The organism is Paenibacillus phytorum, assembly GCF_013141715.1.
Classification (GTDB): Bacteria; Bacillota; Bacilli; order Paenibacillales; family NBRC-103111; genus Paenibacillus_E; species Paenibacillus_E phytorum.
The window spans coordinates 385430-398796 of the sequence record NZ_WHOA01000241.1 but is presented as its reverse complement, the minus strand read 5'-3'; the positions used below and the strand labels follow the sequence as shown (position 1 = coordinate 398796).

14 protein-coding genes are annotated in these 13367 nt (G+C 41.7%); all 14 read right to left on the bottom strand.

What is annotated here, in order from left to right:
* Positions 1-90 precede the first annotated feature (90 nt).
* The 14 genes from GC098_RS35090 to flhA are packed head-to-tail and all read right to left on the bottom strand — an operon-like array spanning position 91 to position 13352.
* The gene (locus GC098_RS35090; protein ID WP_171648875.1) at positions 91-606 is read right to left on the bottom strand and encodes a hypothetical protein; all 516 of its coding nucleotides are present in this window, start codon (positions 604-606) and stop codon (positions 91-93) included.
* Positions 599-1219: a hypothetical protein gene (locus tag GC098_RS35085; RefSeq protein ID WP_171648872.1), complete on the bottom strand. Its 621-nt coding sequence runs from the start codon at positions 1217-1219 to the stop codon at positions 599-601. Before GC098_RS35085 ends, GC098_RS35090 begins: the two co-directional genes overlap by 8 nt.
* 34 nt (positions 1220-1253) lie before the next feature.
* Complete coding sequence (locus GC098_RS35080) at positions 1254-1577, bottom strand: hypothetical protein (protein ID WP_171648870.1); 324 nt, start codon at positions 1575-1577, stop codon at positions 1254-1256.
* 19 nt (positions 1578-1596) lie between these two features.
* Positions 1597-3006: a flagellar assembly protein A gene (locus tag GC098_RS35075; protein ID WP_171648869.1), complete on the bottom strand. Its 1410-nt coding sequence runs from the start codon at positions 3004-3006 to the stop codon at positions 1597-1599.
* A gap of 34 nt (positions 3007-3040) precedes the next feature.
* Complete coding sequence (locus GC098_RS35070; RefSeq protein WP_171648868.1) at positions 3041-3829, bottom strand: FliA/WhiG family RNA polymerase sigma factor; 789 nt, start codon at positions 3827-3829, stop codon at positions 3041-3043.
* 19 nt (positions 3830-3848) lie between these two features.
* Positions 3849-4286 carry a hypothetical protein gene (locus GC098_RS35065; RefSeq protein WP_171648867.1) on the bottom strand — a complete coding sequence of 146 codons (438 nt, stop codon included), beginning with the start codon at positions 4284-4286 and terminating at the stop codon, positions 3849-3851.
* Complete coding sequence (locus GC098_RS35060; RefSeq protein WP_171648866.1) at positions 4283-4777, bottom strand: chemotaxis protein CheD; 495 nt, start codon at positions 4775-4777, stop codon at positions 4283-4285. The genes GC098_RS35065 and GC098_RS35060 overlap by 4 nt, the downstream gene beginning before the upstream one ends.
* Positions 4774-5361 carry a chemotaxis protein CheC gene (locus GC098_RS35055; protein WP_216625520.1) on the bottom strand — a complete coding sequence of 196 codons (588 nt, stop codon included), beginning with the start codon at positions 5359-5361 and terminating at the stop codon, positions 4774-4776. Before GC098_RS35055 ends, GC098_RS35060 begins: the two co-directional genes overlap by 4 nt.
* A 36-nt stretch (positions 5362-5397) precedes the next feature.
* Entirely contained in the window at positions 5398-5859 is a 462-nt protein-coding gene (locus GC098_RS35050; RefSeq protein WP_171648864.1) for a chemotaxis protein CheW, read from the bottom strand.
* A gap of 27 nt (positions 5860-5886) precedes the next feature.
* Positions 5887-7953: a chemotaxis protein CheA gene (locus GC098_RS35045; RefSeq protein ID WP_171648862.1), complete on the bottom strand. Its 2067-nt coding sequence runs from the start codon at positions 7951-7953 to the stop codon at positions 5887-5889.
* Between the two features lie 51 nt (positions 7954-8004).
* Complete coding sequence (locus tag GC098_RS35040; protein WP_171648860.1) at positions 8005-9108, bottom strand: protein-glutamate methylesterase/protein-glutamine glutaminase; 1104 nt, start codon at positions 9106-9108, stop codon at positions 8005-8007.
* 49 nt (positions 9109-9157) lie between these two features.
* Complete coding sequence (locus tag GC098_RS35035) at positions 9158-10027, bottom strand: MinD/ParA family protein (RefSeq protein ID WP_171648858.1); 870 nt, start codon at positions 10025-10027, stop codon at positions 9158-9160.
* Complete coding sequence (flhF, locus tag GC098_RS35030) at positions 10024-11322, bottom strand: flagellar biosynthesis GTPase FlhF (protein ID WP_171648856.1); 1299 nt, start codon at positions 11320-11322, stop codon at positions 10024-10026. Before flhF ends, GC098_RS35035 begins: the two co-directional genes overlap by 4 nt.
* Positions 11319-13352, bottom strand: a complete 2034-nt coding sequence (gene flhA / locus GC098_RS35025) for a flagellar biosynthesis protein FlhA (protein WP_171648853.1) — start codon at positions 13350-13352, stop codon at positions 11319-11321. The genes flhF and flhA overlap by 4 nt, the downstream gene beginning before the upstream one ends.
* Between the last annotated feature and the right edge of the window lie 15 nt (positions 13353-13367).

Here is a 13367-nt window from a genome sequence, read left to right as displayed (position 1 = left end):
CATGATAGTCATTTTGTCCTACATAAGGCATGTATATGTACAGAAACAACAAAAACAGACCTCATAATTAAGATCCATTTGTCGGACTATCTATTGAACTGTAATTAAATTGGTCACGACTTTGGGGATATCCGTAACATCTTCGAAAACATGGTAACCGATTTGAATTTTGGTGTTGCCACCTTGTTTTTCAAGCTCCGTAATGAAAGCTTTACGATCGGTAATAATGCCAGATTTCACCAGAAGTTCACTGACAGCTGTCGCATCAAGATTTGGCTGTACATATATAATTATTTTCGGAGTAACTTCAGGTGTATTTGCTTTGGGTTGTTCCTGAGGTTTAGCTGCCGCCAATTTGTCTGTTTCCTCTTTGACCTTTTTTAATACGGCTCCATCGAACTCAGTTTGCGTAAATACTTTTGTATTCTTATCGAAAACTTGGTAGTATTTCGTAGCTTCGACCTTTAACTTCTGAGGATCCATTTCATCCAATGCAATGCCCGATTGACTAGGTGCACTAGCCCGCACAGACATAATTTGCAGAAGTAAGGCTCCTACGATAATTCCAGTCCCTATTCCAGAAACGTACGACCTATTTTTAAACACGGGCCTTTTCCTCCTGTCTGGATAATTGAAGGATTAGACTGACCTCGCCTTTATTCATGCCTAGCTTCTTAGCAATGGCTTCGACGCCTTTTCCTTGATCATGCAGTGAAAATAGCTCGCTGTATCTACTCTTCATGCTCAATCCAGTGTAGATGGGTTCTTCCACTACCGATTCTTTAGAAGGCGCAACAAGTTCAGAAGAGGTGACTTGAACAGAATGGGCTGGATTAGCAATAGGAATTTTCGAGATAACAGCATGCTGATCATCAGAAAGAACGTCAGTTGCCGCATTTGTTCTTTGATTCACTTGATGATTGACATGCACTTTCGTTAATTCCTGCGACAGTTCATGTTTTTGCTTTTCCAATGATTCCAGTCTGCCTGCAAGCTTAGCAAGCTCTATCTCGTAATCTTGTTTCGTTTTGGAGAACAGATTGAGCAGCGTTTGATTTTGTTCATCCATCTCAGCAGCGAAATGCTCGATGGTTTCCTCGATCTCTTGGACTACGTTCGTCTTATTGGACGCTGACGCTTGCTCCTTAGGCAGGAAACGTGCATAAACAATCAAGACAAGTCCTAGAAGTACGACATACATCCACGGCTGCATAGCCATTGGGTTCACCTTTTTCTATATGTGAGATAACTAGTTATAAAGATAAATCAATATGATGCCCTTTATACGGATGATCTGGCTGATGACTGCCTTCAAGGGAAGCGGAAACTGTTTTAACTTTGTTCTTTGCCTTCCCCTTGTTAGACTGCTGACGCTGGTCGCCATGATCCTTGATATCTGTACGAACGCTCTCTTCGAGCTTGCTGCTACGATGGCGATCCTTCTCCGTTGTTTGAGCAGCTTGATTCTCCAAGATCGTTTCGTCTTGCCGCGGTTTTTGCATAAGCTGATTTTGACGGATGCCTGCTTCATCGTTTTTGTGTACGGCGAACTGTAAATCGATGGCTTTAAAACTCATCGCTTACCCTCTCCTTCACTCACACATAGGCACTCATAGAAATATCGCCTTCACTTAAACGGAACGTCATGCGGTTTGTTGGATCTTTGACAAATTTAGTATACCGACCAATAACGATCTTCGTTCCTCCATAAATGGTAGACAATACTTCTACTTTTGCTTTTTCGGAGTCCTCTAATGATTTCTCAATCTCAAGAATACGCTCTTTAATGGCATTTTGCTCTTCTAAAGCTTGCTTTTTCGTATGCGTCAACTTGATTCGCATGGCCACTTTATCCGGGCTTAGTTGACCTGCTGCTGCTAATTGATTTAATAACGTAAGCGCTTTATCCGTTTTATCCATATTTTCCATGAACACCTTCAGTTGGTTGCGTAGATCAATCATTTCATTACGAAGCTCTGGTAAAACGCCAACTTCAACAACTGTAGTCGTTGACATCGAATTCCCTATCGTCCTCGCAGTAACACGCTCCCCGGCTTGTATGGTGCCTCCAACAATGAGTCCTTTGGAACCATTACAATTTACAGCCTTGCCTGCTCTAATCGTTGAATGCATGATACTCTGAGAAACCGTTAATTCTCCTGTAACTTCAACAATAGCATCCTGAATGAAGGAACTTTTTACATTCTTCCCTGCTTTAACATGTGCTTTATTCTGCCCTACAATGCCTGCACTAATTTCAATAGAACCTTCAGCTTCAAGTTCAGCCGCTTCCACGCCACCAGTGACACGAATATCCCCAGCTGCACGGATTTTAAAACCAGGAAGAACATTTCCTCGAATAACCACTGTACCGATAAAATCAATATTCCCAATATTATAATCAACATTTCCATTCACTTCATAGACAGGAAACACATTAATTTTGTCACGATCAGTTCTTACTACCATACCATCAATTGTAGAATAAAGGCCCATTTGTTCAGCGTCTGTAACCACATTCTTGCCTAATTTAAATCTAGCTTCTTTCCCCGCTTTAGTAAAAAGGGTCTCACCTGTAACGGCTGTTCCCGGTGTGCCTTCCGTTGCCAGAAAACGCTGTCCGATAAGCTGTCCTTTTCTTACATTATGAAGAGATACAACTTCTTTATAATTTACCCTGCCGTCATCCAGCTCTATCGGTTTCTTTTCATCCTCATCAAAATCAAAAATAAATTTAATATAGCCGCTCTGTCCTTCTATTGCCTTTGTCCCCGTTGCAATCGCTACTTTTTGATGATAAAAAGGTTTCGGATTTGCAGCTATTTGAGCAAGTAAAGGTCGATTTAAACCGTGAACGATGTGATTCGTTTGAACTAACTCTTCCAATTGTCCTGCTGTTACTTGAAAGTCGTTATCAGCATTGTTAATTAACAAATAAGCTGTTAATTTGTCATCCGAGATGGAAATACTAATGTAAAAATCCAAAGGCATGTTCCTCTCAAGCATAGACAAACCACCTTTCATACCTTCTGATTGTATGTTAAGTATCTTGAAATAATTGCGTCTTAAATCGACCAAGTACGCCTTTAAGCCGAAGAATTGCTTTCGAATGTAATTGTGAAATACGAGAAGGAGACAAGCACATAACCTCAGCAATTTCACTTAAGGAGAGCTCTTCGAAATAGAATAACGAGACAACCGTTCTCTCTTTCTCCGTTAATCTTTCAATAGCCTTCGCCAAAGACTCCTTCAAATAAAACTCATTTACTTGAAACTCTGGGTTCTTGGCCTTTTCGTCAACAAGTAATGAAAGACGCGTTTCCGAATCTTCCTCTCGGATGGGATCATCAATCGAACAAACGGTTGTAATCGAAATATCCTGAAGCATCTGCTGAAAATCTTGCTCACTAATTTGCAAGTAGTTGCTGATCTCTGCATCCGTAACGGAACGTAGATACTGCTGTTCTAGCTTCTGGTAAGCATCTTCGACCTTCTTGGCTTTTTCTCTCACAGAGCGAGGTACCCAATCCCCTTGTCGAAGTCCATCAATAATAGAACCACGAATTCTCCAAGAAGCATAAGTTTCGAATTGTAGTCCGCGTGAATAGTCAAATTTCTCCACAGCATCGATAAGGCCCATCACACCAAAGCTCGATAGGTCCTCTCTCGAAACACTTTTGGGAAGTCCTATTGCCATACGTCCGGAAACATAATCAACTAAGGGCAGGTAACTCTCGATAAGCGACTGCTTAGCGGGAACCCAGCCCTGCTCCTTCCATTGCTTCCATAAATCGATATTGACTAGTTGTGATTGCTTTTGTTCGATCATGATTTATGTTTCACCATCCTTAGTCTTCAGACATTCGCCTTAAGGCACCCGCCAGTTGTTCAGGGTCCAAATTATTCTTGGTGACTAGCTTAGGTGGATTCAGTGGTGAAAATTGCGCTTCGTTAGATAGTATAGAGTTATTACTGCCCAGGTTAGCCTTCATCAGCTCACGTGTTTCCTCATCCTCATCTGGTGTAGTCAAATCCAATGATTGACCAACGGACGATTCTATCGTGGGATTCGCATAAGATGCTCCGCCTGCAGCATGTTCAGCTCCTATCATTACACCCAACACCCATCTAAAACCAAATGTCAGAACGAATAAAATAAGAAAGCTGTATGTACTTTTAAGACAAGTAGAAAGTAATAAATTATTGCCGATCGATAAGGCAAATGTAAATAAGCCCGCCAATGATGCTACGATGACATTAATTCGAATGGTTCCAATCATCATCAAATTTCCTTTACCCCTAATTGGACACTTCGAATAACCAGGATGCCGGTTTCACTATGGAATTCTATCGTTCGACCGTAATTAGCCCCAGTATCCTCAGCACGAATCGGAATTTTGTATTTATTCAACATTTCCTTACAAGATTCTACATTTCTTGGACCAATTCTCATCGTATCATTATTACCAGCAAATGCAAACATTTGAGCACCGCCAGCAAGCTTAGCTTCTAGCCTATTCACAGCAGCTCCTAGCTTTTCCATTCTGGAAATTAACTCAGGAATAGCCGTGTCCGCGTATTTAGCAATGTTCAGCGAGCCTTCACGAGCTATCTCGGAGGAAGGCAGCATCACATGAGCCATACCTGCCACTTTTAAGCGGCTATCATATAATGTTACACCCACACACGAACCCAGCCCTGTTGTCTTCAATACACCTGTCTGGTGAGCAACATTCAGGTCAGCCATTCCTACTTTAATTAAATTCTCTAACGTCATGGAGACTCTACCCCTAATGCCGAAAATATTTTGCCAAACGATTCCGGATCAGGAATTAAGAAGAAATGTCCTTGTACTTCATTTTCCCCTTCCATAAATTTGGTATCAATGAGAAGTGCTTGATCTCCCATCTGACCAAATTGCAATAATCCATAGCTTAGAATAGCACCGGCCATGTCAATTGCTAATGCAGGGACAGTAGGCTGCATATTCAAATTCGTAAAATCAGCAAGAGAGGATAAATACGAACCGGCTAGAATATTCCCGATCTCATTCAAAGCAGATAATTCCAGTTCTGAATACTCTTCTTGATCTTCGATATGTAACCCAATCAAATCCCTTAGCATATTTTTGGCGGCATCTAAATCAAGAATAAAAAACATATTTCCAGGCGCGTCTCCATCCACACGCAAGAAGATAGCAAGAACTACCGTCTCCGCTCCACCAACACTTTCGCAGATTTCTTCGAAAGGAAGCATTCTAACCTTTGGAACTAGCATATCAATCGGCTTATCAAGCAAAGTAGATAGTGCGGTAGCAGCGTGCCCCGCACCTATGTTACCTACTTCCTTGAGAACGTCCATTTGAAAATCCTCTAAACGACTAAACACATCCACAAGCTATTCCTCTACTCTTTCTAACTGTTGAAGTTCATCGCGATCCAAGACTTGCTCTAAATTCAGCAAAACAAGCAATCTTTGTTCGCCGACACGTGCGATACCGTCCAGATACTTGGCTTTGATACCGCCCACAATTTCTGGTGGATTATCAATATTATCTGTGTCCAGATCAATAACATCATTCGCTGAATCTACGATAAGACCAACTTCAAAGTCACCGGCAGATACGATGATAATACGAGTAGCATCTGAGTTAACTTGCTCTTCAAGTCCGAATCTTGAACGAAGATCAATAATAGGAATAACAACACCGCGAAGATTAATAACGCCTTTAATAAATGCCGGCGCTTTAGGTACGCGCGTCATTGGCTGCATTCTTTCGATCGTTCTAACTTTCTCAACTTCCACGCCGTACTCTTCCGTTCCAAGTGCGAAGACGATTACCTTTTTCTCTTCTCCCATTGTGAAACCCTCCTTAAAAGTATGTAATTATTTAATCAATGCATTCGGATCAATGATCAATGCGACTTGTCCATCTCCTAGAATCGTTGCACCGGATATTGCAAATAGTCCGGATAAATATTTACCTAATGTTTTTAGAACGATTTCTTGCTGACCAATAAATTCGTCTACCATCAAGGCTACCTGCTTGTCCCCTTTGCGCACAACAACAATCTCAGTCTCTTCCTCAAGATCCTCATTGAAATCAGGTACATTAAACAATGTACTGAGCGATACAAGAGGAATAACCGTATTACGATACTCCACCATTTTGTTACCATGAATATTACGAATCTGATTTTTCTGAATAGCTGAAGTTTCAACAATGGACGACAACGGTATCGCATATTTTTCGCTGCCAAGACGCACGAGCATGGCAGAAATAATAGATAGCGTCAGTGGTAATTGGACAGAGAACTTACTTCCAAAGCCTGGTTTGGAATCAACTTGAACATGTCCACCCAACATCTGAATCTTCGTCTTCACAACGTCAAGACCAACGCCACGTCCAGAAATATCAGAAATTTTCTCAGCCGTACTAAAACCAGATGCGAACAACAAGTTGTATACTTCCAAATCACTTAACTTCGCTGCTTGTTCTGCTGTTACAAGGCCATTCTTGAGTGCAGTTTTCAATACTTTTTCTCTATAAATCCCTTTACCATCTTCTTCAATCTCTATAAAGACATGATTTCCACTATGGAAAGCACGCAACTGAATGGTACCTTGCTCACTTTTGCCAGCAGCCAATCGATCGCTGATTGACTCAATACCATGATCCACAGCATTACGAAGTAAATGGACAAGCGGGTCACCGATTTCATCAATTACGGTCCGATCTAATTCCGTTTCTGCTCCTGTGATGACCAAATCTACTTTCTTATCTAGCGATTTAGCCAAGTCTCTTATCATCCGTGGGAAGCGATTGAATACAGAATCCACAGGAACCATCCGGAGCTTCAAAACGATATTTTGCAAATCACTGCTGACCCTAGACATATGTTCAACTGTTTCAGTCAGATCATTACGTTTAACCTCGCTAGCGAGTTGTTCTAATCGTACGCGATCAATTAATAGTTCGCTGAACAGATTCATAAGAGCATCTAAACGTTCAATATCAACACGAATTGTACGACTTGCAACAGGAGCCCCACCGGCCGCTGGTTTAGCAACAGCTGTAACTGGCTCAGCATTATGTATGGGTTCAACAGATACAGCTGGTGTGATCGCTTCTGCTACCGCTGCAGCTATTTCTTGTCTTGCCGCCTCAACTTCATTTCTTGGGCGGGATAATTCGGCAAGTGATTCTGAATCAACTGTGATAATAACGGCAGATTGTATCTCGGAAACGTTCAAAATTTCTTTTTCTAACGTTACTTGATCAACTTTAGAAATAAAATATAGTGAGAAAGAACGATCAAATTTCTCTTGTTCGATTTCTTGTACGGATGGCGTCGCTTTTACGATTTCGCCCATTCTCTCCAGTGCATCGAACACCATATATGCCCTTGCTGCCTTAAGTACACAATTCTCATTTACACTTACTTCGATATAGAATACAAGGAATCCCGAGTCAATCGATTGTTGAAGAATAGAAAATTGAAACTCGTCAACTTCGATCCCTTTTGCTGGTTCCTTCGCAGCTGTCACTGCTGGAGCTTGTGCGGTTTTATAGTCACCTGTCACGATGGAACGAAGAGCAACGACGATAGGTGAAACATCCGCTTTCCCAGTACCACCTTGAATAATATCTTCGACCATGGATTCCAATGAATCAAGACTTTTGAAAATGCAGTCAAAAATGAATGGGTTCATTTCAATTTTGCTGTTACGTACCAAATCCAATACATTTTCCATCTCGTGCGTTAGGGCAGCGATATCCTCGAAGCCCATTGTTGCAGACATCCCTTTCAACGTATGAGCAGAGCGGAAAATGTTATGAACAATACTAATATCCTGAGGATTGCTTTCTAAATTAAGTAAGTTCTCATTCAAAGATTGCAAATGCTCTTTCGATTCATCGATAAACATGGATAAATATTGACTAAGTTCCAAAACCACACACCTCCATTAGAATCATTATGTAACCTGCTTGCTAAATTTCATTTAATTAAGTACGCATTGAGCTAATCGAGTTGCAATATCCTGTAGTGGCAATACATGCATCGCAGCTTGGATCTCTACAGCAGCTCTAGGCATCCCGTATACGACACAGGTTTCTTCGCACTCTGCAATGGTTGTTGATACGCCAGATTGCTTTAATGAGAGCATGCCTTTAGCTCCATCGCTGCCCATGCCTGTCATCAGGACGATGTGCCGCTTCAACTCACTCATACCAAGCAGGGACTCAAACATGACATCCACTGAGGGGCGGTGACCAGAACGAGGTTCTTCCTTGTTCAATCGAATTTTGTACGTTTTGTCCATATCTTTGTAGATGACCATATGCCATCCTCCCGGTGCTACATAAGCTGTTGCCGTTTGGAGCACATCCCCTTCCGCAGCCTCGACTACCTGTATCTGAGAAATGTCATTCAGACGTTGGGCTAATGATTTGGTGAAATTAGGTGGCATATGTTGAACAATTAAGATCGGCGCAGGAAAACCTGCAGGAATATGAGAGATCACCTGATGTAAGGCACGAGGCCCTCCTGTAGAAGTACCTATGGCTACTAGATGATCGAAATACGTTGAACCATGCTTTACTGCAAGTTTAGTATCGGGTGCTTTCATCAAACTGGCGTTACTTTTGGGTATTATCAGTTGAGTAACCCGCGGAGACACAGGCTGCTGCGGTACCGGTCTTAACTTCGTTCGAACTGCCATATGCAGCTTCTCATGAAGAAGTTGTTTTACTTTATACAGGTCAAGGGAAATGGAACCTGACGGCTTTCGAATAAAGTCGACAGCTCCCCACTCGAGTGCTTTAATCGTTTCAGAAGCCCCCTCCTGGGTTAAGGAACTTAACATAATGACAGGCGTTGGTTGTTCTGCCATGATTCGCTGCAAAGCATCCAAACCGTTCATTATTGGCATTTCCACATCCATCGTAACGGCATCGGGGCGTAATAGCTTCACTTGTTCAATGGCTTCTTGTCCATTTTTTGCTGTTCCTATGACTTTGTACTGAGGATTATCTGAAATCAAATCGCTTATAATTTTTCGCATAAAGACGGAGTCGTCTACGACAAGAATGTTATATGGTGCCATGCTGCTTCCCTCCCTCTTATGAGCATATTCGACACGATTTGCGAAAATCCTATTTTAAAAGTTTCATCATTTTATTTAAAAAGCCCTTGACACCGGATGTTGGTGCGTCGATTACTCGATAACCATTCAAATAATTATCGACTAATAATTGAAGACTTCGTGATGCTGCCGAATTCGGAAAAGCAACAGTAAAAGGTATCTGTTTTTTAACCGCCTTAGATACAGCCGCATCATCGTCAACGAATCCTAAGGTAGGGATTTGGATATCCAGAAATTGTTTAGCTACTAAAGAAATTTTATCGGCCGTGTGCTTGCCTTCTTTTGCATCGGTTACTCGGTTGATAACAAGTTTAAAAGAAACGTCATGTCCCATTGAGTTAACCATTTTTATAATGGCATAAGCATCCGTTATGGACGTAGGCTCAGGCGTTGTGACAACAAAGGCCTCTTCGGCGGCAAGTATAAATTTCAACGTTTCTTTGGACAATCCGGCCCCAGTGTCAAAAATGATAAAATCAACATACCCGTTGAGCTGCATGACTTGCTCGGCAAAGTAGTTCAGTTCTTCATCGGTTAAGCGAAGTAAATCGTTAAATCCAGATCCACCAGCAATAAAATCTAAATCATTGTAGCCTTTCTGGATAATTTCCCAGATCGTTTTTTCTTTTTTCAACAAGTGATACAAATTGTATTTGGAGGAAATCCCCATCAGCACATCAATGTTGGCAAGCCCAATGTCTGCATCAAAAACAAGAACCTTATAACCTTGGGACTGAAGCGTTAAAGCAAAGTTTAGCGTAAAATTCGATTTACCTACGCCTCCCTTTCCGCTAGTCACGGTAATAATCCTGGTTGCTTTTGTGCCTCTGTCATTCTGTATCTGTACCAGGTTCCGCAACCCTTCTGCTTGATCCTTCATGCTCTAGGTTCCTCCAATAACAAATCAATGATTTGCCACTCATTCATTTCCGTAATATCATCGGGTACGCTTTGACCGTTCGTAACATACGAAAGCTGCAGTGAGAACTCGTGAACAACATTTACAATAGCACCGTAGGAATCTGTTTCATCCATCTTAGTGAATAATACTTTATCTAGCTTAAACTTATTAAAATTGTTCGTGATCGCTCTCATGTCCCGATACTTTGTTGTTAAGCTCAGAACCAGAATGGTCTCACTATTTCCTTGTGTCTTAAGCAAAGAGTTAAGCTCCGAAACATACATTTCATTTCGAAAATTGCGTCCAGCCGTATCCATGAAAATAACGTCACATTCTTCTAGATTATGAAATGCTTTCGCTAAATCTTGCGGTGAGAAAACAACTTCAAGGGGTACATTCAAGATGGTTCCATAAGTTTTCAACTGCTCAATTGCCGCAATTCGATACGTGTCCGAAGTAATAAAACCAACCTTACGTTGATACTTCAACACTTGTTCCGCTGCTAACTTTGCTATGGTTGTCGTTTTTCCAACACCTGTTGGACCTACGAAATGTACCACGCGTGTTTGTGGTGAAATTTGTTTGCTGCGATTGGACTGTAGTACTTGCCCCAGCTTGGATCGCACGACTTGAAGAGCTGACTCATCCGTTACAGGCTCATCTGCAAGCTGAAAATCAGCCACTACTTCATCCAAAATTTGACGAACTAACGTAGGATCTACTTCTTGGTCAAATAATCGTTGTTCAATCTTCTGTAAAGGTTCAGGGAGACTCGACACGTCGGATGCGTGAGTAAGCTTTCTCATCATTTCCTTCATTTGTTTGAGCTCCTCCAGGAGGTGCTCATCTTTGAGACTGACTCTATTAGGTGCATTTACCGAAACAGGTGAGTAAGACTGCTGTGATGTATAAGCCTGCTGCGTCTCAACTCCTGCGCTAACGGTAACTGGTACTTTTTTAGCTGAAATGGGAGCGATCACATCTGGGACATCAGGAAAATCGGATAGATGCGTTTGGGCTCTTACAGGTTGATCTTGACTCATGACTTTCTGTTGTTGAGGCTGAGGTGCAAACCGCTGAGCGGCCCCACCTGAATTCGTGTTTGCTCCATCAATTGCAGCGATAACTTCAATCTTTTTTTTACCGAATAGACCAAGAAAACCACCTGTGCGAATTTCCTTGGTATTGAGGATTACCGCATCCTTGCCTAAATCCGTGCGAATTTTTTGCAAAGCGTCCGGCATGGAATCGACAACATATCTTTTTACTCTCATAAATTGACTACCCCCATACTCTGAATTTCAACGCTAGGCTCTAATTCGCTGTAGGATAATACAGGTATATCTTGCAAAGTTCTCTCAAGCAATTGTCTTAAATACATCCGAATTGTTGGTGAGGTTAAAATAACAGGCTGTTGTCCGGATTGAATCAATTTAGTCACTTGCTCGCTGACGCGATGATAAATGATTTGTGAAGAGGATGGGTCAAGTGCTAAGTAACTTCCTTGATCTGATTGCTGAACAGAATCGGCAATTTTCTTTTCCACAGAAGGACCAACCGTAATCACTTTTAAGGAATCACCTAGAGATGTAAACTGTTGAGTGATTTGTCTCGATAATGATTGTCTAACATATTCAGTCAGTATTTCAGGATCCTTTGTATAAGTGCCATAATCCGCAAGAGTTTCCAAAATCGTTACCAAATCACGTACAGAAATTTTCTCACGCAGTAACTTTGCCAACACCTTCTGAACGTCCCCAACTGACAATACGGAAGGAATAAGATCATCTACAAGTGCTGGATAAGACTCGCGAACATTCTCAATAAGTGCTTTGGTTTCTTGACGACCCAGAAGTTCATGTGTATGTTTCTTAATAATTTCGGTTAAATGTGTAGCCACTACGGAAGGAGGATCAACGACTGTGTAGCCAGATAGCTCCGCTCTTTCTTTGGTCACTTCATCTATCCATATAGCAGGCAATCCAAAGGCTGGCTCAGTCGTTTCTATACCTGCTATTGAATCATCATCAATACCAGGACTCATAGCTAGGTAGTGATTAAGAAGTAGTTCGCCGCGTGCAACCGTATTGCCTTTTATTTTGATGATATACTCATTCGGCCGTAGTTGAATATTATCACGGATGCGAATAACGGGTACGACAACCCCAAGCTCAAGCGCACACTGTCGGCGAATCAAGATAATCCGATCTAATAAATCTCCACCTTGTTGAGTATCAGCAAGGGGTATTAAACCATAACCGAATTCAAACTCAATGGGATCGACTTGTAGCAAGGAAATGACACTTTCAGGACTCCGCACTTCCTCAATTTGCTGCTCTTCCACCAATTGTTCTTCTTTGATCGCTTCGCGCTCTAGATTCTTTTGCATTCTAAATGCTGCGAAAATTAGCAATCCGGCAATCGGGAATGTAGTGAACCAATGAATTGGAGTGAATATGCCAAGCACCATAAGAGTCCCGGCAACAATATAAAGAAGCTTAGGTTGTGCTGTTAATTGTTTCGTAATATCGTGGCCTAAATTACCTTCAGATGATGCTCGTGTTACGATAATACCAGCAGCCGTTGAAATCAACAGGGCTGGAATTTGGCTGACGAGTCCATCACCAATGGTTAATATCGAGAATGTTTCAAGTGCCTGAGAAAAAGGCATCCCTTTCATAGTCATCCCAATAATGAAGCCACCAATCAAATTGATGACAAGGATGATGATGCCGGCAATGGCATCCCCTTTTACGAACTTACTCGCACCATCCATTGCTCCGTAGAAATCAGCTTCTCGTTCAATCTTTTGTCTACGTTCACGAGCCTGGACCTCGTTGATTAAACCTGCATTCAAATCTGCGTCAATACTCATTTGTTTGCCCGGCATCGCATCGAGTGTAAATCTCGCTGCAACCTCGGCAACGCGCTCAGAACCTTTGGTAATTACGATGAATTGTACCAAGACAAGGATGAGAAACACGACGAATCCCACGACGATATTGCCTTGAGCAACGAAAGAACCAAAAGTTCTGACCACGTCGCCTGCTTCTGCATGCGACAAAATGTTCCGCGTAGTTGAGACGTTTAACGCCAACCGAAACAAAGTCGTAATCAGAAGTAAAGATGGGAAGATTGAGAACTGAAGAGCTTCTTTTGTATTCATAGCAACCAAAATAATCATTAAGGCAATCGATATATTAATAATTAAAAGAAAATCCAGCAAAGGGATTGGAACCGGTACAATCATCATTAATACAATACCGATAATGCCTATAAGAACCAATAAATCCTTGATCTTCATTTGATTGTACCTCCC

Coding starts and splice junctions, on each gene's coding strand:
- GC098_RS35085 (WP_171648872.1), bottom strand. CDS start 1,219: ATGGCTATGCAGCCGTGGATGTATGTCGTACTTCTAGGACTTGTCTTG.
- GC098_RS35080 (WP_171648870.1), bottom strand. CDS start 1,577: ATGAGTTTTAAAGCCATCGATTTACAGTTCGCCGTACACAAAAACGAT.
- GC098_RS35075 (WP_171648869.1), bottom strand. CDS start 3,006: ATGCTTGAGAGGAACATGCCTTTGGATTTTTACATTAGTATTTCCATC.
- GC098_RS35070 (WP_171648868.1), bottom strand. CDS start 3,829: ATGATCGAACAAAAGCAATCACAACTAGTCAATATCGATTTATGGAAG.
- GC098_RS35060 (WP_171648866.1), bottom strand. CDS start 4,777: ATGACGTTAGAGAATTTAATTAAAGTAGGAATGGCTGACCTGAATGTT.
- GC098_RS35055 (WP_216625520.1), bottom strand. CDS start 5,361: ATGGACGTTCTCAAGGAAGTAGGTAACATAGGTGCGGGGCACGCTGCT.
- GC098_RS35050 (WP_171648864.1), bottom strand. CDS start 5,859: ATGGGAGAAGAGAAAAAGGTAATCGTCTTCGCACTTGGAACGGAAGAG.
- GC098_RS35040 (WP_171648860.1), bottom strand. CDS start 9,108: ATGGCACCATATAACATTCTTGTCGTAGACGACTCCGTCTTTATGCGA.
- GC098_RS35035 (WP_171648858.1), bottom strand. CDS start 10,027: ATGAAGGATCAAGCAGAAGGGTTGCGGAACCTGGTACAGATACAGAAT.
- flhF (WP_171648856.1), bottom strand. CDS start 11,322: ATGAGAGTAAAAAGATATGTTGTCGATTCCATGCCGGACGCTTTGCAA.
- flhA (WP_171648853.1), bottom strand. CDS start 13,352: ATGAAGATCAAGGATTTATTGGTTCTTATAGGCATTATCGGTATTGTA.